Consider the following 23,857-nt stretch of genomic DNA (forward strand, 5'->3'; position numbering starts at 1 on the left):
GAGATGAAGAAGTCGCCGTATTTTAAACGATCTCCGCGGTTAAAGCTCGCGATGCCTTCAGGAAGGATGGTCGTTCACCGTCCAAAAGGGGAACCGGCAGAGCCGAAATTTTCATTCGAGTCCATGATCATTCCAATCTTTCTGACGCTCGCAACCGTAGGAATCATGTACTATATTTCAAAAACGATGTATAACAGTGCGAGCTATGCCATTTTTATGATGGCGATGAGTATTCCGATGCTCGGCTCCTATATTGCGACGATCATTCTTTTTTTCAAAAAGAAGAAAGCATACAAGCTTGAAGTGGAGCAGCTGCACAACGAGTATTACGAACAGATTAAGAAGCATCATGGAGAAATTGAAGACCTGAAGAACAGGCAGTCCCGTTTTCTTCGGGAAAAAGATCCGAATCCTCAGGACTGTGTACGCCGAATCGCAGACCGAAAGAGTTCGTTATGGGAGCGCGCCTATAATTCTGAAGACTTTATGGACTTGAGGCTCGGCCTCGGTTCACGTCCGTTTAAAATGGAGATTGAAGTGCCGGCACAGGATGGCTATGATGTGAATCCGCTCATTGCGGAAGCGCAAAAATTGCAGAACGAATACCGTGAGCTGCAGAATGTCCCGGTTTCGATCCCGCTTCAGGAAAAGCGCGTGGTCGGGCTGGTCGGGGAGCGTGCGGATATCCTGGAGATGGCCCGCGTACTGGCTCTTCAGCTTGTCACCCACCAATCTCCGGAAGAAGTGAAGCTTGTCAGTGCCTATCCTGAAAGCGAAAGCGAACAGTGGAGCTGGATGAAATGGCTGCCTCACGTTTGGGATGAGGACCGGGAAAGGCGGTATGTAGCTGAAGGGAAACTGATGACACAGAAGCTGTTTGAAAGGCTTTACAGCAGCCTCAACATCAGAAAGCTTGAAAATGATGGAAAAAATAATGACGTTGTTCATATTCCTGAATATGTCTTTTTCCTGCCAAGCCTTTCACTGCTGGAGGATGATTCCCTCTTGCCGCTCATTTTAAAACAGGGAGATTCGATCGGCGCGTCCGCCATTCTGCTTGCTCCGACGAAAGAAGCACTGCCGATGGAGTGCGAACTGATCGTTGAAGTGAGAGACGGTGTGGCTCAATTGTATGAAACGTTCTCCAATGACCAGGATGAGGTGGTTTACTTTACGGGCTCTGAAAAAATTGCGATCGACCACTTTACGCTGACCGAGGCAAAAACGATGTCGCGTATGATTGCACCGCTAAGGGTGAAGCAGTCCTCTGCAGGCGTAATCCCAAAAGTTCTGCCGTTTTTGGATATGTACGGCGTGAAAAAAGCAGAAGAACTGGATGTTGTGTCCAAGTGGAGCCACAACCGTTATCCGACTACGCTTCCTGTCGCGATTGGAGTCAGAGAAGGCCGCAAACCGGTCTATTTGAACATCCACGATAAGATTGAAAAGAAAGGCCATGGTCCGCATGGTCTGATGGCAGGCACGACCGGTTCAGGGAAAAGTGAAGTCATCCAGTCGATGATTCTTTCTCTTGCGGCCACTTACCACCCGCATGATATGGCGTTCATGCTCATCGATTATAAAGGCGGCGGAATGTCCAATACGTTCCAGGGACTGCCGCATGTCGTGGCAACCATTACAAACCTGGAGGACCCTAACCTGATCAACCGGGCGAAGATCTCGCTGCGAGCCGAGCTGGAGAGGCGTCAGAAGCTGTTTAACCGGGCGGGCAACATTCAGCATATTGATGAATACTTCCGATCCGAGTGGAAGACAAAAGAACCCCTGCCTCACTTGTTCATCATCATTGATGAGTTTGCCCAGCTGAAAAAAGATCAGCCAGAATTCATGGATGAGCTGATTTCGATCGCTGCGATTGGGCGTACGCTTGGTGTCCATCTTCTGCTCGCTACACAGAAACCAGCCGGAGTAGTGGATGAGAAGATCTGGAGTAACTCCCGTTTCCGCATCTGTCTGCGCGTTCAGGATGATAACGACAGCCGGGAAATGATCAAGATTCCAAATGCTGCGAGCATCAACGTTCCTGGAAGGGCCTATTTCCAGGTCGGCAACAACGAAGTACTGGAATACTTCCAATCCGCTTGGAGCGGGGCAGGGTATCATCCTGAGAATGAGGAAGAGGCCAATATTGCCACCATTTCCGAAGTGAAGCTCGATGGAACTGATGAAGTGCAAAAAAGAATCAAGGCAGAAGGCAAGACCTCAGAAAAGCAGATTCAAGTGCTCATCCGGCATATGAAGGAAGAGGCGGAGAAGAACAATGTTCATCCGCTGCCGGGTCCTTGGCTGCAGCCGCTGCCTGAAAGTCTTCCGATCTCCGATTTGATAGAAACCGAGAATTGGACTTCCGGTGCTTGGGAATCGAGCGAAAAATGGATGGAGCCGACAGTCGGCATCATTGATGATGTGGGGAATCAGGCTCAGTATCCATTGGAGCTGGATCTGAAGGAAGGCCACCTGATGGCATTCGGGATGCCTGGATCCGGGAAAACGACGTTCCTGCAGTCCACACTTCTTTCCCTGTTCTATCAGCATGGTCCGCGCGATCTGCATACGTATATCGTGGACTTTAGCCGGCAGTTGAAAGACTTTGCCCGTTTTCCGCAGGTTGGCGGAGTCGTGCATGAAGAAGATACGGAAAAAATGCAGCGGCTGTTCCGTTATTTCCTGAAAGAACTGACGAAGCGGAAAGAGCTTTTCTCCAATGAGGGGGTGAGTTCGCTTGAAACGTATCGCAGCATCACGAAAAAATCCCTGCCTGTCCTGCTGCTCGTGATTGACGGATATCACCGGTTCCGGTCAACTTTTGAATTTGAGAATGAGAAGCTGGAAATGATTCTTCGTGAGGGGGCGACATACGGAATCCTCACGTTCGCTACGGCAAACCAGACGAACGACATGTACGAGCGCTATAGAAGCAACTTCGCCTCCATGGTCTCTTTTGAACTGGCTGATCATACCGATTACTACTATGCTGTAGGACGGCCGAATTTTGCTGCAGCCAACTTGCCGGAAGGCCGCGGGTTTGTGAAGGGACACAATCCGCCCCATATCTTTCAGGGAATGCTTCCTTATAACGGAGGGAGTGAGCTTGAAAAAGTATCCTTTATCCGGGAGATTTCCGGAAAGATGGCGGACGAGGCGAAAGGAGAACGGGCAAAACCGATTCAGATGCTTCCTCGCGAAATTTCCTTGAACCAGCTGCTGGCCGAGTTTCCGCCGGCCGATTCGAAACTGCTGCCGTATGGTATTGATGTAGAGGACTTGGACATCCAGTCGCTCGATCTGGATGATGCAGACCATGTGTTTGTCACGGGCCGTGTGGAATCCGGGAAAACGTCGTTTCTCCAAACGCTGGCCTTATCGCTGATGTACCAAAACCCTGCCGATCAGCTTGATCTCTATTTAATTGAGATGGAGCCGCAGACGAAAGGCATCATGAGCATGGCCGCCTTTCCTCATGTGAAGGGCTATGCAGCAGATTTCATGCAGGCAAAAGAACTGTTCAGCGAGATTTCTGCCAAGATGGAGGAAAGAAAAAGCGACAGCCTCTCCTTCGGATGGGGGAACGGGCAAGAAGAAAATTCCTATCCTCCTGTTGTCATCATGATCGATGACTCGGAAAACTTCATGCAGCAGATGAATATGGATTTTGAGCTCAAAGACCAGCTTGAGAAGCTGACGAGGGAGGCACGCCAGAAGAACATCCACTTTATGCTGGCAGGTTCAATTACAAGCATGAACAGCTATATGCATGATGGCTGGTTCCTGAACATCAAGAAAAAGTTTGCCGGATTCCTCCTCGGTTCTACATTGAGCAATGATCTGTATTTCTTTAATATGCGCCTTCCTCATACAGAAACTGATAAAGAGCTTCCAGCAGGGGACGGCTTCATCATCAAAGGAAAATATACGAAGATTAAAGCCGCTCTTCCTTTTATTACGCTTGAAGAACGAAATGAATGGGAGACTTTAGTCCGTAAAAAGAACCATGTTTTTGAAGCGTAGCTTACTATATATAGGTAAATTGTTACCAATTATGCTAGGGAAAAAGGATGAAAATGGGTTTGAGATGTATCTAACTGGGTAAATGTATTGTATATTTGCCTCATAATGGAAAAAAAGGGAGATGAAATAAATGTCAGTAAGAATTCTCGTAACACCAGAAGAACTAGAAGGAATTGCATCGAAATTTAGAACTGGATCTGAAAACAGCCGCACTCAAACACAACAGCTTTACCAAGCACTTCAATCACTTGAAGGTAAATGGGATGGAGCAACGAAAAAACGCTTCTTCGACCAATTCGAACAATCCCGCCGCCACATGGAGGCTTATGTGCAGTTACTTGACAACATCGACCAAGAGCTTCGCCAAATCGCAACTCGTTTCCGCACAGTCGACGCACAATAAGGAATCTATTGATTTCAAGCAAACAAGAAAGACTAGTCAATTCCTTTGGCTGGTCTTTTGTTTTGGGTGATTCTCAGGAATTAAACGATTGTTTGAAAGCTCTGTCGAGAATGATTTCATGATCTTTGTTTATTGCGGCTTTTGTGTATAAGTGGATTGTTAGGATTTACAATTGATGCATTGAGCAGAACCAGCTAGTAAGTTAAGATGATATTGGATATTTTTGTAAACATTTTTTGTGAAATAATACATAAAGTACTAGATTTATGGTTTAATATTGTCGAAAAAAGAGAATGTATTATATTGGAAATTATATAGCCTAATGGTTGAGTGGATAGGGGTTTTAGCATTATGAGTTTTCAGCCAGAAGTCGGAGAAAGCATACGCCTGTTTAAAAGGAGATATACGTTTCCTAAGCATCCTGCCGTACAGGGGATAGATATTCCTTACGGGCAGGAGGGACGGCAGGGGACTGTCTATCAGATTAAAGAGGACAACACGAGAAATAAAGCCGCACTGAAGGTATTCAGGGAAAGGTTCAAGAACAAAAATCAGGTTAATCTTTCCGAACAGTTGAAGAACTATTCTTCGATTTATGGGCTGTCTGCCTGTCTGCGCTCTGTCATTGAGGAAGGTGAGCATGCGAGACTCATAGGGCAGTATGATGATCTGGAGTATTCCCTGATCATGCCATGGATCGATGGTCCTACATGGGCGGACATCTTGATGGAAGAGCAGACACTTTCAAAAGAAACCTGTCTCCGCATCTCCTGTATGCTGGCCTTCCTTCTGAAAGAGCTGGAAGAAGCGGGCATCGCCCACTGTGATCTATCTTCAAGCAATGTCATCCTTCCATTTCTGCAAGAGAATGCAAGGCCTATCTTTGCCGACATTGAACTGATCGATATTGAAGAGCTTTACGCACCGGAACTGAGCGAACCGAAAGCGCTGCCGGGCGGGTCACCAGGCTATGCAGCAAACTATGTAAAAGACGGGGTCTGGTCAAAGGATGCGGACCGTTTTGCAGGAGCTGTGCTCCTGGCAGAAATGGCGTCCTGGCATCGGGAGGAAGTCCGCAGACTTAAGGCGGATGACTTCAGTTATTTTGATACCGATGAGATGCAGAAGGAAACGGAACGGTACAAAAAATTGCTCGGTGCTCTTCAGGAAACTCTTGGTGAACAAGCGGCACAGCTGTTTAAAAAAGCATGGAAAAGCAACAGCCTTGAAGACTGCCCGACGTTCTCTGAGTGGTTTGAACTTTTCCCTGAGCATGTCAGGAACTTTGTCATCAGCAGCCATGAGAAGTATATGGCCTCAAAGAAACCGTCAGTTCCCCTTGGGGCGATGAGTCTTGATACAATGCTTCAGATCGCGGCCGCATTCGAGGGGCTTGGCAACAAAAGAGCCGCACATAGTGAGTATCAATTCATCATGAATCAGTTTCCGGAACAGAAGGCTGTTGTGGAAGAGCTGCAGATGCTGCTGAATGAGGAAGAAGAAAACGGCCGTCCCGAGCTGATTCCCGCGCATTATCTCGAAGCTGCCCAGCATTTTGAGAAGCTCCAGGATTGGAATACCGCACTTATCTTTTATACCCGATGTACCCAGCTTCCTTCGGTGGATTTTACAACCAAAGAAGAGCTGTCCATCATAATCGAGGAGCTTCAAAGTCAGATCAGGGCGGAAGCGGAACAGCAATCAACAGCAGAAAAGCTGAAGCAGATTGCGGAAGAACAAGAAAAGGCGACAGCCGCAGCCCTTGCCGAGCCGCTTGAGGCGCGAAAGGCGGAGCGCCCGAAATTCAATGTTCAGCAGTTCTTTTTCAATAATTGGAAGTGGATGGCGGGTACGGTAACCGCTGTTTGCCTCGGAATCGCTCTTTATTATATGTACCAGGCTTCCCAGGAGAAAAAGTGGCACGATTACATACAGCAAGGCACTGAAGCTTTTTCACAGAGAAGGTACAGCGAGGCCGAGCAGTACATCCAAAAAGCGATCGATAAGAAACCAACCGAGGATCTTTATACGAAGATGGCGACGATTTATATCAGCCAGGGACAAAATCAGCAGGCCATTCAGTACCTCGGTGATTTGAAATTGAAAAAAGAGCTTTCACCCAGAAATACAGAAGCCAATTATCTTATGGGCCGGGCCTATTTTATAGAGACGAATTACAATGAGGCTATTCCTTATTATGAAGCGGCCTACAAAGACAAAAAGAATAAGTATCATCAGGATGCAATCAGGGATCTTGTCATCAGCTATGCTTCCATCAACCAGTTAAAAAAGGCCAATACACTGGTAGAGCAGCTGCAAGGCAAGGATAACAAATCGAAAGCCTTTGTCGCCTACTTAAAAGGCGACCTTTACAAGAGGCAAGGTAAGGGTACGGAAGCTGTTGATTCGTTTGAGAAGTCGGTTGATCTTGATCCAGCCAATAAAAAATATATAAAGAAACTGATTGAGGCGTATATCAACAACAATAAAACCAATCAAACCGACGAGTCAACAAAGACCAAAACTTACGAGAACGCCATATCGTTAGCGAACAGTCTGCTGCGTGAAGATTACACGAATATCGACTATTTAAATCTTACCGGCCAGCTTTACTATGAATATGGATTGTTTGCTGAAGATAAAAAGCAAAAGGCGAAAAGCCAAAATTTATATAAAGAAGCATTAAATGCTTACAATCAAGTAACTGGTTTAGGAATTCAAGAGAGAAACACGATACTGAATACAGGGATTTTATATGAAAAAGTTGGAGATAAGGCAAAAGCTGAAGCGACATATAAAAAAGTGATTAAGCAGAACCCGATCTACGGACATGCCTACTTCGTTTATGGAATGTTCCAGATTAAAGAAAAAAATTACAAGAAGGCTTTGCCGCTGCTTAAAAAGGTCATCCAGATCAATGAAGACCCCACTGATGTGAATCTTGCAAAAGAACGTATTAAAGAAATGAAAGTGAAAAAGGTTTTGATTTAGGGAGGGACAACCATGGCAGAAAAGGAAAATGAAAGTTTTTTCAGCCCGAAAGCCAAAAAGGTAATGCTGACCTCATCTGCGGCTTTGCTTGTGGCACTTGCCGGTACAGGAACGTATTATTGGCAAGCGAACCAAACCTCTGAGACAGCAAGTTCAGAAATAGGTAAAAAACCAGGTAATACAAGCAAGGCGAGTAAAGATATCCGTCTAAACACAGACGATAACCAAGTCAAAGATGACCGGAACAACAAACCAGATAGCAAAGGCGGAGATCTATCTCCCAACAGTAATAACAGTGATGGCTTTGCACTCAGTGACGACACCGAGAATCCAGTGTATCTCGTAGATGCATCTGATCCTAAAAATCCAATTACTCAATTAATTGTAGACTCGGATAAAGTGGTCATTGAAACACCTATACCGCCTGCAATTCCAACAGATCCGATAATCACCCCGCCGGTTGATGATGGAACTCTTCCACCGGTCATTGATCCTGGAACGGATGATCCAAGTACAGATCCAGGCACAGATCCAGGCACGGCTCCAGGCACGGACCCAGGTACAGATCCAGGAACAGATAACCCTGGTGGAGGTACTGATCCAGGAAATCCAGGGGATCCAGACAACCCTGGTGATCCGGGCGGAGAAGACCCTGGCAGCCAGTTCCCGGATGTAGCGCTTGTCGTTCCGGAATCTTTATACGAGCGTTTAGACAGCTACAGCGGCAACGATAATTTTTACAATGTCATGTACTACGGGCAAAGAGAAATTAAACCCGACAGTGAAAAATATGATGACTTGATCAAGATGGTTGTGGAAGCTGCAGCAGATGCAAAAACAAAAGCATATCAAGAGCAAATGATGACGTCTGACAGCTTGGCCAACCTTCAGATGATCACATCACTAGGTTTTGAAAATAAAGAGCTGAAAAAACTTCAGGACGAAATCAGAATCGATCTTTATTCCAAGTTTGCAGAGCAGGAGATTGGTATTTACCTCAGCAAGCCGGCTGATCCTGAAAACCCTGGCGATGGTAATGGAGAACAGCCTCAAGCGCTTGATGCCGAAAAAGCACAGCAAGTTATCTATTACATTGGAAAATACAATGATCAGCATCCGAAAGAAGATTTGAATCCGTACGAATACAGCGAAGCAGACAAAGTATTAATGGAAGCTGCACATCAGGAGCAAGCGACCAACATCGCGGCGGCTCTAAATAAATACCAGATGCTCGCTCAGTACTCTCCGACATACAGCCAAAGCGCTAAAGACTTAAAAGCTGGAATTGTAGCAAGCAAAGTAGAGCAGGAAAGAGCAGAAGCTGGAACAAGAGAGCCAGGGCAGTATGAACCGCTGCCAGCAGGCCATGAACTTGAGGCTCTTAAACAGCTATTGGATAAGAAAAAATACGCTCAAGTTGTTGAACAGGGCGGGGATTTAGTCGGTACAGACTTCCCGCTCGGCGGGTTTAAGCTCGTTGTAGATAAAGCCAGCGAGGCGCTATTAAAAGAAACAGACGAACTTGCAAGCGGATCGGATGCTTTCACATCAAACAAAGAAACCATTATTCGAAACTATCAATTTTTACTTGAAGAATCAGGAGTAGAAAAAGGACTTAGTGATAAAGCAGCAACTCATTTAGATGCTTACTTCCTCATGCTGCAGGCGATCAAGGCTTCTGATAAAGACTTAAGTGAAGCGGTGATCCTGGCTTCTGAGTCAGCTGCTGATTGGGATGATAATGATGCGTTCCAAGCAAAAGTAGACGACATTTCTAGCAAACTTCTATCTTCTGCCGAACAATACGGTCTGGCGGATATGAAAAAAGAAGAAAGCGTCTATGAATTGCTGAGCACAACTCCGAGAGTGAATGAAGCTGACAAAGCAACGGCTTTCAACCGAAAGAAAGCCTTTGCGTATTCAAGAAAAGCGGCAAACCTGCTATCAGGCAAAAACTACAATGACGCGATCTTCTATGCGAGTGAATCCAACCAGATGTACAATAAAGGACAAAACGAGGATACACTCCGCGACGCCGCAAGAGCTCTTTTTGCCCAAAATACTTCTGGAGATTATTACGATCGCTATAATGATCTATTAAAAGTCTACAGAATGATTGCAAGTGCTTCTGGTATGCCGAAAAATGAAGCAGCTATGGCGATTGAAAGACAGGAAGCGATCGATAACTTCCAAAAAGGCATGCGTGAAAAAGCAGACGGCGACCATGAAAAAACAGTGTACTATCTGGACAAAGCAGCAGACAGCGACTGGATGTCAGATAAAGTTAACCCAGAACTTCAATATCAGGCCCAGCTCCTGCTGAACAATGCCAATGACTTAAAGGCTGCTGGTAATGAAGATGATCTTAAACTAGCTGTCAGATACTACAAAACGTTGCTGGTTACTAAGCATGTCAGCAAAGGCACGCGTGACGAAGCGAGAGACGCCATCAATAAACTGAAAAAGAATTCAGCTCCGGCGGTTAAACGAGACGACGCTCCACAAGAAAAGCAACAGAAGCACACTGAGCCTCAAAAAGAAGAAACGAAGCCACAAGCTGAGGATAATGAGGTTCAAAAAGAAGCACCGCAAACTGAAGCCCCTCAAACAGAAACAAAACAAGAAGGGCCAGAGACATCTGAACAAGTATAAAACCTAATCAGCAGGCAGGGCAGTTGCCTGCTGATTTTAGAATAAAAAGAAATGGCGGGTGAAGTATAAATGGATTCTGGAAAAATTCGTGCGATGGCTCAAGCCTATAGCCAGGCAGCAGGATTAGTAAGAGAATGTGAATCCAGATTGAGAGGAACCCTGGAATTCAATGGGGGAACGTGGACGGGAAACCGAAAAGAAAAATTTAACAGCAAGTATCAGGATGCAACCAAGGCTTTTAATTCAGTGGTCACAGAATTTATGGAAACCAGCAGCGAGTTGAACAAAGCGGCTCTGCGCTGTGAACAGATTCTGCATGATCTATTGGAAAAGGAACGCTTACAGCAGCTTAAACTGCTGGAACTTCAGAAAGGGGGCCCAAGATGACGAAAATATCCATACAGCCGGACAAACTCAATAAGATGTCGAATGATATGGTTAAAGAGATTATGAATCTGGAAAAGATCATGAACGATTTGAATAAGAAAATGTCTGATGTGGTAAATTCCTTGTCTCAAGGACCTCATTATTCACCCGAGTACTACACTGCCATGCAGGGGGCATTCATGCATCATGCCCAGTCCAAGTATCTGGTGGGACAATTGAAAGATGAGATATCTGAAGCGGAAATCTATTCAAGAAATACGGCTGAGAAGTTTGAAGAGGAAGATAGTTTGTTTAGTAAGCTGTTTAACATTTATAACGATTATCAAGGCTTTGTAGCAGCCGGCACGATTGCCTCACATGGGCTGTTTTTTCAGCTTTCTGGACTATCGAAATATGTGAAGGTAAATGGGAAGTGGGAAGTAAGACATAATGGTTATTACCAGCAGCTCTTGAAGTCTGTCGATGACTCCGAGTTTAGAGCGTTTGCCCGAACATGGGCCAATAAACGAGGGATGTTTAAATACAAAAACGAACCTTTAGAAAGCCTGCTTTATAAAAAATACTCCAAATTCTTTCCGGATGATGTGACGAAATTTACGAATGGCATGATGGATTTTAAATCCAGCATCAAAAACACTGGCATGCTCAATACACTTAAAAACCATACGGGAGATTTGCTTAAAGCGGGATCCAAGTTTGGAAAGACGAATGCCGCCATTGGTTTGGTTATCTCAGCCGGGTCGGCTTCTGTGGGCCTTGGAATGGATGTTGTAGACAATTACCGTAAGTATGGCGGAAATGAAGCCGTCTTAAAAAGAGAAAATGCAAAAGCCGTTGGAAGAGCAGCCAACACATTGATTGTGGAAGGTGGATTCACGGCGGCCGGCGGCGTAGTCGGAGGGGCCATAGGAAGTATCGGCGGTCCTGTAGGTACAGTAATCGGAGCAAGTATCGGAGGAGCTATAGGCAGTATGGTCGGTGAGAAAGTAGCAGCCAAAACAGCAGGCTTTTTTGAAGATGCGGCACTGATTGCGAAAGAACCTATTCACGCTACGATAGAGACGGTTAAAGGTGGAGTGGAAGCAGTAGGTAAAGGAATAGATGCAGTGGAAAAGGGTGTAGACAAGGTGAAGGATACGGCATCCTCTCTCATTGACGGAGGGAAGAAGTTTTTCTCGAGTAAGCTTTCGTTTGGCTGGTAGTGAAAATGAATAAGAGGTGATGATGAATGAATAGAGTGTCGCTTAGTATAGATGAACTTATCTATGGTTTTTACAGTGAAGGATTATTTGAACAAGCAATAGGATTAAGACAAACCTATTTTGAAGAGTTAAATGATGAACAGTTTGAGCTGGTGCTTCAGACCTCTTGCCGTTCCTTACTGTCCAAAGAACTGCTGATGTATGATGAACACAATCACAGATTTCAATTAACTGAGGAAAGTTCTTCCCTGATCAAATCGGTAAATTATTCTCCTTTATCTTTGAAATTATCGAGATTTGAAGCTGATGGAGGGCAGGGTTCAATTTCCATTCACTTATCAGGAAGGAAATGCATTTGCCATTCCGTTATACATGAAGGCCAAGTTCATGTGTTTGAAATGCTCAGCCAAGGTGAAATTTTACTTAAATTAAAAGAATATTTCTCCTTGAAGGACACGGGCAATGGCCCTGATAAAATTTTGGAACTTAAACAAGAGGAATTTGAGGAAATGTTAACATTAGCAGAACAAGAACCTTCAAATCTTGAGGCATACTTATGTACTTTATCTAGCCATAATGAAGCTTCAATTTTTGCAAATGCCGTTTCTTATAATCATGGAAAGATGAACAGTATGCTGGTCTTAGGATTTGATGATAACAGAGAACCGGATATTGGAGATGTATTGTTTGTTATTTGTGATCCTGTTTCTTCATGGGTAATTAAAAAGAATGAGGAGACATATGAAGTATTAAGTGGCGGAGGAAATATTCTTTCTGATTTGGCAGAATCGAAAATTGCAGGTCTTAATTCTCTTTCTGTCTAAGTGAATAAAAAATAGCGGGTGGTAATTATGAATTTTGTTAATGAAACAGATAACGGGGTGCAGGTGACGTACAGCAGTTTTAATCTTAAATGGATGGTCGTAGGTTCATTGCTGTTGACTGCTGGTTCACTTTACTTAATGTCTTCTGTAATGGATGTGGGTATAATCCGCGGTTTTTTCAATTTTTTAATTGGAACAGTTGGCTTATTGTTTTTTGGCGGAATTCTGTTAAGAATATTGACCATTGCTTGGGGGAATAAGATACTCTTTCAAATTAAGCCCACTGGCTTTGTGACGAGAAAAGGAAAAGAAATTCCGTTTTCAGATATTCAGGGCATGTCTGTTGGCTGGCACAGTTCTCGTCCTGCGGGAATGGTCTTTAAGGATGTTATACTGCGTACGAATCAGAAGTCCATTCTAAAGAGCAAAGCTTATTTGTGTACTTACAACTTATTGGACGATGATGAAATTGAAGCGATTATTAATAAATATGTAATTCCGAAAGTCAGTGAATCCTGCAAACAAGCTTGGCTGCAAGAAACTTCATCTAATGTTCATGACACTAAAAATCCAAATATGCCAACTTAGCAAAGGGGCTGTCCAGAAAGTCGAAAATTGACCTTCAGGCAGCCCCTTTTTGGCTTGAAAAATCTTCAATGAAAAGTTAATTGAAGTGGAAGATGCGAGACTCCTGCGGGACTAGCGTGACAGGTGAGACTCCCGCCGGTGCTTGCACCAAGAGGCTCACCGCACGCCCCGCGGAAAGCGAGAAGCCTGGAACGGAAATCAACAGCTTACAGACTTCTTGGACAGCCCCTTGATGTATTTTAGATTAACAGCAGTCAATCTGATAACAGACTTCATCACAAAATGTGTTTTCTTCCTTTTTCTTTTTCTTTTGTGAATGCTTTTTTTGATAGAGGTACATTGTTCCTGCACTCACTGCTGTCCCAGAACCGATCAGAGAGGCCCCAGCTAGGCCGTGGCCGGAAAATAGTAATTGGAAGCTTGCAATGATGGTAGTGAATATGGTCATAATTAATGCAATAAACATAAAAACACTCCCTTAATCAATTTCAGCTTAGTAGCTGCTTCAACAAATTTGCGGCATACCAAATCATCATACACTGGCCGATGCCGCTCAATAAACCAGTAATAACTCTTAACGTATTGTTGCTCTCGCGCCATTTCCATTTTTGGGTGAAGCCGTCAATCAGCATCGGAAGCTGAAGAAGCAGAGCGAATAAAAGATTATGTACTTGCGGAACAAAGTAAAGAAAAGGAAGCAGCAGATAGGAACCATAGATTGCGGTGCACCTTGCGCAAAGTGCCATCGGTTTTCCTTTTATTTTTAAGCTGCGTTCAGGCCTGCGGTGGCAGGGTATAATCGATAAAAGCTCCTCCTTACTCATTTAAGGGTTCCTCATCCAGCAGGTGAAGACGCTCTAAAATCCTCCTCTTCCGATAAAGCATCATTCCGGTTTCCGCAACCTCATCTATGGTGGACTTATTGATGAAGGCCCCAAAGATAATTCCTGCAACAGGCACCATTTGAAATAGTTTCTTCCATCCGAAATTGTCGCGGTAAGCAGCGATCACTTCACGCCAGCCTTGCAGCTGAGAAATCGCCTGGCGGTCACGCTCCGCATCGGTCATAGCGAGCTCTTCTAGAATGGCACGTTTCCCTACATAGTCAGAAGAGGCGAACTGCAGGCATTTAATGATGAAGATCCGCTCTTCTTTTTCGTTAGGATCATACCCATAGGAGATGGCAATCTCCTGCAGCGTTTTCAGTGACAAACCAAGGACAAGAGGGATGTCAATTCCAAGGGTGAACAGCCCGCCGATACCAGTCGTTGCGCCCTGGACGGTCGCCATCCTGGTGCGGGAGCTTTTAAAATAAGAAGCTGTCTTGTCCATAGACGCAAGAGGAAGCTTGCCGATCTCTGCAGCTGTAAAATCTTCTTGCAGTTCCTCGTATTCTTTCATTTTTTTCAGAATCGATTTCTCACTGACTAAATATTTGCCTCCGTTGTGAACATAGCTGCCGATCTCGTCCACAATCTGCAGCATTTTATCCTGCAGAAATTTCGGTGTGATCTTATCCAGGAGCATGAACGGAATACGCCCGAGTTTCTCCCAGAACCAGAGATCCTTTTGATCCTTTTCCCACTTCTCAACCATCGTAAGTTCTTTTGTAAGATAATCCCGTGTTTCTATCATACTCACTCCCAAATTCATCAGTGGTTAATATAACCATTATAGTATTTTCCTAAGTATACGTCATAGTACATTGGAGAGTTTCACGTAAAGGCATGAATTGATTTTGGAAACGGATGGCAATCATGATAGTGTCATATCCAAGGAACGACAGCGATAAAGTAGTAGGAAAGATTGTCTTTTTTTAATTGTGCAGTCCGATAAGGAAAAACGCTTTGGATAGCTGGTTGAATGGCGTAAAATAAAAATATCGCAAAATAAGAGCGTAATTAAGGAGTGAACACGATGAGGGAAATACTCCTCATTTTAATTCTTCCGTTTTTGCTGATAACTGTGCCGGGCTGCAGCCTGTTAAACACAGCTGATCCAAAGCTGGATGAGGGCGCAGCAGGGAACCGGTATTCGGCAGCGGCGGAGAAGAATAATGAGAAAACAGACTTGGAACATGTGCAGCTTAGCGGGTACAGCAGAAAGGTTGGAGCAAGCCTTACCAGCCCGAAGTATAAAAAATTCAGTGTGAACTCTGCCTTTATTGTTTCAGGGAATATAAAAAATACAAAACACTTAAAATCGAACTATGCACTGATCACGGTGCATAGTGAAAAAGGCGGCAGCCCCGATTTTAAATATCTGTCTCCGATCAAGGGAGGCAAATACAAGCAAAAAGTCCAGCTCTTCGACGGAAAAGGAACCTACAAGGTGAAGGTCAGCCTGCCGAGTGATGAGAGCAAGGATTATTATTACGACCTTACCGAAATGGAAGTAACCAATGTCAATCCGGCAGTGAAGAGAGACGTTCTCTATACACAGAACGCTTACAAGCAGGACCTAAAATTGGATTCCACAGTAGAAGGCTACATGAAAAGGGATGGAAAGGTTGATTTGAGCGGGTCGATCGGTGATAAAAAAGCGAAAGACCTCATGATTGAAGTGTCAAAAGGACCCCAGGTGACCAAGGTGATGGTTCCGCTTGAAAACGGCAGGTTCAAAAGCAGTATTCCGCTGTATTTTGGAAAAGGGGTTCATACACTTAAGATCATGACGCCGGCAGAGAATATGGCCAATTATTACAACCAGGCCGCTGAACTGCAGGTGGATAACACGTCAGGCCATACATCTCAGCCGATCGAATTTTCTAAAGAATACAGCGAACGCGGCTATACACTGGAATCCCCTACAGTAAGCGGGGGGAAAACAGATCTTGATTATGAGGTAAAGGGTAAGATCAATCCTAACGCCCAGTATGCCAAGGATACGGATACTGTTTTCGTCCAGACGAAAAAGGGAAGTTTGGAAGCGATGTATGCCATTCCTGTAGAAAATTACAAATTTAACGGAAAATTTTATCTTCGTTTTGGGCCGGGAAGCTATGAGGTAAATGTTTTCGCACCAGAAATTACTTCGGCTAACACGAATGTTCAGCATTTTACAGGAGTGGCTCATTTTAATGTAGAGAACACGAATCCGAATGATGGGCGCTATCGTCTTCCGTCAAGGGGCATTCAGTCTGATGATCCTGAGATCGGGCGTCTTTCTGAAAAGCTGATGAAGGGCAAAGCGAATGATAAAGAAAAGGCGCTGGCCGTATATAAGTATGTAGCAAAGAATGTCCGTTATGATGTACAGAAGCTGAATCAGCGGTCATTTGCCTTCGACGATAGTGCGATCAAAACACTGCATGAGAAAAAAGGCGTCTGCCAGGATTTTTCCTATCTCGGAATCGCCCTTTTACGCGCAGGAGGGATGGAAGCACGAATGGCTACAGGGTATGCAGGCCAGGATCATGCATGGATAGAGACAAAAGTGGATGGACGCTGGCTGACGATGGATCCGACGTGGGGTTCAGGCTATCTGCAGAACAATGAGTTCATCAGAAACTTCACGATGAAATACTTTGATCCCGCCCCATCTGAATTCAAGAAAACACATATCAAATCTGGAATAGAATATTAAACAAAAGCCCAGAGAAACCGTTTCTCCGGGCTTTCTTTATTTGGGCAGAAGAAGTAGAGTAGGAATTGAGAGTTAAGGGAAAATAAGGCGAGAAAGGTGTGAAGAATGATGATGCGGCATGAAGATCTAACATTACATACGGACAAGTACCAGATTAATATGATGTATGCTCATTGGAAAAACGGAACACAGAACAAAAAATGCGTGTGTGAAGCATTTTATCGCAAAAACCCGTTTGGCAATGGCTATGCTGTATTTGCCGGGCTTGAACGAATCGCATATTATCTGCAAAATCTGAATTTTTCAGAAGAGGACATCAATTACCTCAGAGAGCAGGAAGAGCAATATGAAGAAGGTTTCCTGGAGGAACTCAGGAATTTCAGGTTCACAGGCAATCTTGCTTCCGTTAAAGAAGGAACGATTGTTTTTCCGAAAGAACCTTTGATCCGGGTGGAAGCCAGAATTTTCGAAGCCCATTTAATTGAAACAGCTCTTTTGAATTTCATGAACTACCAGACATTAATCGCAACAAAAGCCGCCCGCGTCAAGCAAGTGGCGCCTGAAGACTATCTCATGGAATTCGGAACACGCAGAGCGCAGGAAGCGGACGCTGCAATCTGGGGAGCAAGAGCGGCTTATATCGCAGGATTTGATGCAACATCCAATCTTCTTGCCGGTAAATACTTCGGCATTCCAACAAAAGGGACACATGCCCATTCCTGGGTCCAAAGCTTTGCGAGTGAAGAGGATGCGTTCAGAAAATTTGCCGAGGCCCTTCCGGATCAGAGCACACTTCTCGTAGATACATACGATTCAATGAAAAGCGGACTTCCGAACGCGATAAAAATCGGTCTTGAATTAAAAGATAAAGGAAAAACCTTAAAAGGAATAAGACTCGACAGCGGCGACTTGGCCTACCTCTCCATACAGGCGAGAAAGATGCTGGACGAAGCTGGCTTAAACGACACTGTGATTGTTGCCTCAAATGATCTTGATGAAGATGTCATCTCCGAATTAAAAGGACAAGGGGCTATGATTACCTCATGGGGTGTCGGCACACAGCTCATTACAGCTGCCGACCAGCCGGCATTAGGCGGGGTCTACAAACTTGTTGCCCGTGAAAACAACGGGGAATATGTTCCGACCATTAAAGTTTCCGGCAACGTGGAAAAGGTAACAACACCAGGTTTCAAAACCGTTTACCGCATCGTGAATGAAGACACGGGTAAAGCGGAAGCGGACTATATCGCGATGGAGGACGAGAAACTTCCTGAAAAGGATATTTACTTGTTTGATCCCGTGGAAACCTACAAAGATAAAACCATCCACCGTTTTCAAGCACAGGAACTGCTGCAGCCGGTCTTTAAAGACGGTGAGCTGATTTACGACCTTCCGACTGTTCATGAAATTAAAACCTACTATAATGGTCAAATCAAAATGTTCTGGCCGGAGCACATGCGGAAACTCAATCCGCAAACCTATTTCGTCGATCTGAGTAAAAAAGTGTGGTCCACCAAAATGGAACTATTGAAACAAGCTGCAAAAAATTAGAGCCAAGAACCTGGCGATAGACGTCTGCCAGGTTCTTTTTTGTTTTAGTGGTGTTTGAGGGAGACCGGCCGAATGAGAGTTAAACATAAGAATAGAAGGAAGAAGAAAGCAGGAAATTGGGAAGGACGCAATCGATATTCATTTGTCGGCATCATCGTTTGTGTATGTTTCTTTTATTTATACAGTTTTACCGAGTTTGGAGATCCACCCCTTATTTCTGGTTCTTGCAGGAGCGGTTAGTTCTGCGGTTTGGATAAGTTGGTTTTTTTATCCGAAAAAAAAGGTTGACCACTCTAAGAATCGCTGGTATAGTAATAAACGTTGCTGCTTTTGATACATAATTTTCTTCGAAAAAATGATTGAAAAAAGTTGTTGACTTAGCAAGCAAAACTTGATAAGATATTCCTTGTCGCTGATCGGACGCGACGGAATAACAGTTCTTTGAAAACCAAACAAAAGCCAGGTAAGTCAGGGATTTTACAATCCCATCAATTTCTTATTTTTAAACATTAAGAGCTATATCAAACACTTTATTGGAGAGTTTGATCCTGGCTCAGGATGAACGCTGGCGGCGTGCCTAATACATGCAAGTCGAGCGGACCAAAGAGAGCTTGCTCTCTGAGGTTAGCGGCGGACGGGTGAGTAACACGTGGGTAACCTGCCTGTAAGACGGGGATAACTTCGGGAAACCGAAGCTAATACCGGATGATAAAGAGAAACGCCTGTTTCTTTTTTGAAAGTCGGCCTTGTGCTGACGCTTACAGATGGGCCCGCGGCGCATTAGCTAGTTGGTGAGGTAACGGCTCACCAAGGCGACGATGCGTAGCCGACCTGAGAGGGTGATCGGCCACACTGGGACTGAGACACGGCCCAGACTCCTACGGGAGGCAGCAGTAGGGAATCTTCGGCAATGGACGAAAGTCTGACCGAGCAACGCCGCGTGAGCGATGAAGGCCTTCGGGTCGTAAAGCTCTGTTGTCAGAGAAGAACAAGTACCGGAGTAACTGCCGGTACCTTGACGGTACCTGACCAGAAAGCCACGGCTAACTACGTGCCAGCAGCCGCGGTAATACGTAGGTGGCAAGCGTTATCCGGAATTATTGGGCGTAAAGCGCGCGCAGGCGGTTCTTTAAGTCTGATGTGAAAGCCCACGGCTCAACCGTGGAGGGTCATTGGAAACTGGGGAACTTGAGTGCAGGAGAGAAAAGTGGAATTCCACGTGTAGCGGTGAAATGCGTAGAGATGTGGAGGAACACCAGTGGCGAAGGCGGCTTTTTGGCCTGTAACTGACGCTGAGGCGCGAAAGCGTGGGGAGCAAACAGGATTAGATACCCTGGTAGTCCACGCCGTAAACGATGAGTGCTAGGTGTTGGGGGGTTCCACCCTCAGTGCTGACGTTAACACATTAAGCACTCCGCCTGGGGAGTACGACCGCAAGGTTGAAACTCAAAGGAATTGACGGGGGCCCGCACAAGCAGTGGAGCATGTGGTTTAATTCGAAGCAACGCGAAGAACCTTACCAGGTCTTGACATCCTCTGACCATCCTAGAGATAGGACTTTCCCCTTCGGGGGACAGAGTGACAGGTGGTGCATGGTTGTCGTCAGCTCGTGTCGTGAGATGTTGGGTTAAGTCCCGCAACGAGCGCAACCCTTGACCTTAGTTGCCAGCATTCAGTTGGGCACTCTAAGGTGACTGCCGGTGACAAACCGGAGGAAGGTGGGGATGACGTCAAATCATCATGCCCCTTATGACCTGGGCTACACACGTGCTACAATGGGTGGTACAAAGGGTTGCAAAGCCGCGAGGCCGAGCCAATCCCAAAAAGCCACTCTCAGTTCGGATTGTAGGCTGCAACTCGCCTACATGAAGCCGGAATTGCTAGTAATCGCGGATCAGCATGCCGCGGTGAATACGTTCCCGGGCCTTGTACACACCGCCCGTCACACCACGAGAGTTTGTAACACCCGAAGTCGGTGGGGTAACCTTTTAGGAGCCAGCCGCCGAAGGTGGGACAGATGATTGGGGTGAAGTCGTAACAAGGTAGCCGTATCGGAAGGTGCGGCTGGATCACCTCCTTTCTATGGAGACATGAGTGCACTTTGATGCCTCATGAACTTACCTGAGCTTTTGTTTGGTTTTGAGAGAACTTCTCTCATCTATAATATGGTGCATGGGCCTATAGCTCAGCTGGTTAGAGCGCACGCCTGATAAGCGTGAGGTCGATGGTTCGAGTCCATTTAGGCCCACCATAACATTTTCATACAGACAAGATGGGGCCTTAGCTCAGCTGGGAGAGCGCCTGCCTTGCACGCAGGAGGTCAGCGGTTCGATCCCGCTAGGCTCCACCACTAGAAAATATAGTTGATATTTTCTTTTTTAGTCGGTATAATATGAAAGTTGTCTCTTGAAGACAACGCCGATATGCACCTGCGATTACTCGGTGCATGTAACACAGAAGGTTACACAGCGTTGTAGCCATGTTCCTTGAAAACTAGATAACGAAACATCCAAACAAAGCCAACTAATTCATTAGTTGTGCGCTGATTATGCAAGACCCATGATCTAACGATCATGTGAAACGATTCAGCTGAAAAGCTGATTCGGTTAAAGGTTAAGCTAGAAAGGGCGCACGGTGGATGCCTTGGCACTAGGAGCCGAAGAAGGACGGGACGAACACCGATATGCCTCGGGGAGCTGTAAGTAAGCATTGATCCGGGGATTTCCGAATGGGGGAACCCACCATCCGTAATGGGATGGTATCCATATCTGAATACATAGGATATGAGAAGGCAGACCCGGGGAACTGAAACATCTAAGTACCCGGAGGAAGAGAAAGCAAATGCGATTTCCTGAGTAGCGGCGAGCGAAACGGAATCAGCCCAAACCAGAGGGCTTGCCCTCTGGGGTTGTAGGACACTCAACATGGAGTTACAAAGGAACGGGGTAGATGAAGCGGTCTGGAAAGGCCAGCCAAAGAAGGTAACAGCCCTGTAGTTGAAACTTCGTTCCCTCCTGAGTGGATCCTGAGTACGGCGGGACACGTGAAACCCCGTCGGAATCCGGGAGGACCATCTCCCAAGGCTAAATACTCCCTAGTGACCGATAGTGAACCAGTACCGTGAGGGAAAGGTGAAAAGCACCCCGGAAGGGGAGTGAAAGAGATCCTGAAACCGTGTGCCTACAAGTAGTTGGAGCCCATTAACGGGTGACAGCGTGCCTTTTGTAGAATGAACCGGCGAGTTACGATAACGTGCAAGGTTAAGCTGATAAGGCGGAGCCGCAGCGAAAGCGAGTCTGAATAGGGCGCCATAGTACGTTGTCGTAGACCCGAAACCGTGTGATCTACCCATGTCCAGGGTGAAGTTCAGGTAACACTGAATGGAGGCCCGAACCCACGCACGTTGAAAAGTGCGGGGATGAGGTGTGGGTAGGGGTGAAATGCCAATCGAACACGGAGATAGCTGGTTCTCCCCGAAATAGCTTTAGGGCTAGCCTCGCGGCTAGAGTCCTGGAGGTAGAGCACTGATTGGACTAGGGGCCCCCACAGGGTTACCGAATTCAGTCAAACTCCGAATGCCAGAGACTTATCCGCGGGAGTCAGACTGCGAGTGATAAGATCCGTAGTCAAGAGGGAAACAGCCCAGACCATCAGCTAAGGTCCCAAAGTATACGTTAAGTGGGAAAGGATGTGGAGTTGCCCAGACAACCAGGATGTTGGCTTAGAAGCAGCCACCATTTAAAGAGTGCGTAATAGCTCACTGGTCGAGTGACTCTGCGCCGAAAATGTACCGGGGCTAAACGTATCACCGAAGCTATGGATTGTACCGTAAGGTACAGTGGTAGGGGAGCGTTCGAAGTGCAGTGAAGTCAGACCGGAAGGACTGGTGGAGCGCTTTGAAGTGAGAATGCCGGTATGAGTAGCGAAAGACAAGTGAGAATCTTGTCCATCGAAAGCCTAAGGTTTCCTGAGGAAGGCTCGTCCGCTCAGGGTTAGTCGGGACCTAAGCCGAGGCCGAAAGGCGTAGGCGATGGCCAACAGGTTGAAATTCCTGTACCACCTCCTTTCCGTTTGAACGACGGGGGGACGCAGGAAGGTAGGGAGAGCGCGCGATTGGAAATGCGCGTCTAAGCAGTTAGGCTGATTGTGAGGCAAATCCCGCAATCGTGAAGGCTGAGCTGTGACGGCGAGGGAAATTACAGTACCGAAGTCCCTGATCCTACACTGCCAAGAAAAGCCTCTAGTGAGGAAAGAGGTGCCCGTACCGCAAACCGACACAGGTAGGCGAGGAGAGAATCCTAAGATGATCGGGAGAACTCTCGTTAAGGAACTCGGCAAAATGACCCCGTAACTTCGGGAGAAGGGGTGCTCTGATAGGGTTAACGCCCGAGAGAGCCGCAGTGAATAGATCCAAGCGACTGTTTAGCAAAAACACAGGTCTCTGCGAAGCCGCAAGGCGAAGTATAGGGGCTGACACCTGCCCGGTGCTGGAAGGTTAAGAGGAGGGGTTATCCCTTACGGGAGAAGCTCTGAATTGAAGCCCCAGTAAACGGCGGCCGTAACTATAACGGTCCTAAGGTAGCGAAATTCCTTGTCGGGTAAGTTCCGACCCGCACGAAAGGTGTAACGACTTGGATACTGTCTCAACGAGAGACCCGGTGAAATTATAGTACCTGTGAAGATGCAGGTTACCCGCGACAGGACGGAAAGACCCCATGGAGCTTTACTGCAGCTTGATATTGGATTTTGGTACAGTTTGTACAGGATAGGTAGGAGCCTGAGAAGTCGGAGCGCCAGCTTCGATGGAGGCGTCGGTGGGATACTACCCTGACTGTATTGAAATTCTAACCTGGAACCGTGATCCGGTTCGGAGACAGTGTCAGGTGGGCAGTTTGACTGGGGCGGTCGCCTCCTAAATTGTAACGGAGGCGCCCAAAGGTTCCCTCAGAATGGTTGGAAATCATTCGCAGAGTGTAAAGGCACAAGGGAGCTTGACTGCGAGACCTACAAGTCGAGCAGGGACGAAAGTCGGGCTTAGTGATCCGGTGGTTCCGCATGGAAGGGCCATCGCTCAACGGATAAAAGCTACCCTGGGGATAACAGGCTTATCTCCCCCAAGAGTCCACATCGACGGGGAGGTTTGGCACCTCGATGTCGGCTCATCGCATCCTGGGGCTGAAGTAGGTCCCAAGGGTTGGGCTGTTCGCCCATTAAAGCGGTACGCGAGCTGGGTTCAGAACGTCGTGAGACAGTTCGGTCCCTATCCGTCGCGGGCGCAGGAAATTTGAGAGGAGCTGTCCTTAGTACGAGAGGACCGGGATGGACACACCGCTGGTGTACCAGTTGTTCCGCCAGGGGCATAGCTGGGTAGCTACGTGTGGACGGGATAAGTGCTGAAAGCATCTAAGCATGAAGCCCCCCTCAAGATGAGATTTCCCATCACGTCAAGTGAGTAAGACCCCTTAGAGATGATGAGGTTGATAGGTCTGGTGTGGAAGCGTGGTGACACGTGGAGCTGACAGATACTAATCGGTCGAGGGCTTATCCTTATTAACAAAAGCGGTATGAACCGTTTATATCCGACAAGCGTTGGAGATCCTGACGAGAACACGTTTTTGGTGTTCGTAGGAGGGATTGAAACGACC

General features: G+C 46.3%; 13 protein-coding genes, 2 tRNA genes and 2 rRNA genes. 14 read left to right on the forward strand and 3 right to left on the reverse strand.

Annotated features, from left to right (window positions below; translation table 11 throughout):
* The first annotated feature begins 3 nt into the window (after positions 1-3).
* From essC to LCY76_RS01735, 8 genes are all read left to right on the forward strand, one after another.
* Positions 4-4,029 (forward strand): type VII secretion protein EssC, encoded by a 4,026-nt coding sequence (gene essC, locus LCY76_RS01700; RefSeq protein ID WP_248251185.1) that lies wholly within the window; start codon positions 4-6, stop codon positions 4,027-4,029.
* Positions 4,030-4,159: 130 nt separating this feature from the next.
* Positions 4,160-4,432, forward strand: coding sequence for a WXG100 family type VII secretion target (locus LCY76_RS01705; RefSeq protein ID WP_053356030.1), 273 nt, complete (start codon positions 4,160-4,162; stop codon positions 4,430-4,432).
* Positions 4,433-4,783: 351 nt separating this feature from the next.
* Positions 4,784-7,423, forward strand: a complete 2,640-nt coding sequence (locus LCY76_RS01710) for a tetratricopeptide repeat protein (protein ID WP_248251186.1) — start codon at positions 4,784-4,786, stop codon at positions 7,421-7,423.
* A gap of 12 nt (positions 7,424-7,435) precedes the next feature.
* Positions 7,436-10,075 (forward strand): hypothetical protein, encoded by a 2,640-nt coding sequence (locus tag LCY76_RS01715; RefSeq protein WP_248251187.1) that lies wholly within the window; start codon positions 7,436-7,438, stop codon positions 10,073-10,075.
* A 69-nt stretch (positions 10,076-10,144) separates the two neighbouring features.
* On the forward strand, positions 10,145-10,462 hold the full coding sequence (locus LCY76_RS01720) for a WXG100 family type VII secretion target (RefSeq protein WP_175502002.1): 318 nt from the start codon (positions 10,145-10,147) through the stop codon (positions 10,460-10,462).
* Positions 10,459-11,664: a hypothetical protein gene (locus LCY76_RS01725; RefSeq protein ID WP_248251188.1), complete on the forward strand. Its 1,206-nt coding sequence runs from the start codon at positions 10,459-10,461 to the stop codon at positions 11,662-11,664. Before LCY76_RS01720 ends, LCY76_RS01725 begins: the two co-directional genes overlap by 4 nt.
* A 26-nt stretch (positions 11,665-11,690) precedes the next feature.
* Positions 11,691-12,488 carry a hypothetical protein gene (locus tag LCY76_RS01730; protein ID WP_248251189.1) on the forward strand — a complete coding sequence of 266 codons (798 nt, stop codon included), beginning with the start codon at positions 11,691-11,693 and terminating at the stop codon, positions 12,486-12,488.
* A 27-nt stretch (positions 12,489-12,515) separates the two neighbouring features.
* Positions 12,516-13,076: a DUF5381 family protein gene (locus LCY76_RS01735; protein WP_248251190.1), complete on the forward strand. Its 561-nt coding sequence runs from the start codon at positions 12,516-12,518 to the stop codon at positions 13,074-13,076.
* 244 nt (positions 13,077-13,320) lie between these two features.
* Here the strand turns inward: LCY76_RS01735 and LCY76_RS01740 are convergent, their stop codons facing one another.
* From LCY76_RS01740 to LCY76_RS01750, 3 genes are read right to left on the reverse strand one after another with little or no spacing between them, the layout of a single operon-like run.
* Positions 13,321-13,542: a hypothetical protein gene (locus tag LCY76_RS01740; RefSeq protein ID WP_248251191.1), complete on the reverse strand. Its 222-nt coding sequence runs from the start codon at positions 13,540-13,542 to the stop codon at positions 13,321-13,323.
* 22 nt (positions 13,543-13,564) lie between these two features.
* Positions 13,565-13,900 carry a DUF2085 domain-containing protein gene (locus LCY76_RS01745; protein ID WP_248251192.1) on the reverse strand — a complete coding sequence of 112 codons (336 nt, stop codon included), beginning with the start codon at positions 13,898-13,900 and terminating at the stop codon, positions 13,565-13,567.
* Entirely contained in the window at positions 13,893-14,711 is an 819-nt protein-coding gene (locus tag LCY76_RS01750; RefSeq protein ID WP_248251193.1) for an EcsC family protein, read from the reverse strand. Before LCY76_RS01750 ends, LCY76_RS01745 begins: the two co-directional genes overlap by 8 nt.
* 282 nt (positions 14,712-14,993) lie before the next feature.
* Here LCY76_RS01750 and LCY76_RS01755 point away from each other — a divergent pair, with 282 nt between their 5' ends.
* The 6 genes from LCY76_RS01755 (at position 14,994) to LCY76_RS01780 (ending at position 23,761) form a co-directional block, all read left to right on the forward strand.
* Complete coding sequence (locus tag LCY76_RS01755) at positions 14,994-16,661, forward strand: transglutaminase-like domain-containing protein (RefSeq protein WP_248251194.1); 1,668 nt, start codon at positions 14,994-14,996, stop codon at positions 16,659-16,661.
* A gap of 111 nt (positions 16,662-16,772) precedes the next feature.
* The gene (locus LCY76_RS01760) at positions 16,773-18,212 is read left to right on the forward strand and encodes a nicotinate phosphoribosyltransferase (protein WP_248254560.1); all 1,440 of its coding nucleotides are present in this window, start codon (positions 16,773-16,775) and stop codon (positions 18,210-18,212) included.
* Between the two features lie 530 nt (positions 18,213-18,742).
* Positions 18,743-20,292: ribosomal RNA gene (locus LCY76_RS01765) — 16S ribosomal RNA — on the forward strand.
* A gap of 94 nt (positions 20,293-20,386) precedes the next feature.
* Positions 20,387-20,463 (forward strand) — tRNA-Ile (locus LCY76_RS01770).
* A 23-nt stretch (positions 20,464-20,486) separates the two neighbouring features.
* Positions 20,487-20,562: transfer RNA gene (locus LCY76_RS01775), tRNA-Ala, on the forward strand.
* Positions 20,563-20,823: 261 nt separating this feature from the next.
* A 23S ribosomal RNA gene (locus tag LCY76_RS01780) occupies positions 20,824-23,761 on the forward strand.
* Together the 16S and 23S rRNA genes with 2 tRNA genes alongside form the textbook arrangement of a ribosomal RNA operon.
* Positions 23,762-23,857: the final 96 nt, after the last annotated feature.

This window comes from Fictibacillus marinisediminis (genome assembly GCF_023149135.1).
Lineage (GTDB): Bacteria > Bacillota > Bacilli > Bacillales > Fictibacillaceae > Fictibacillus_C > Fictibacillus_C marinisediminis.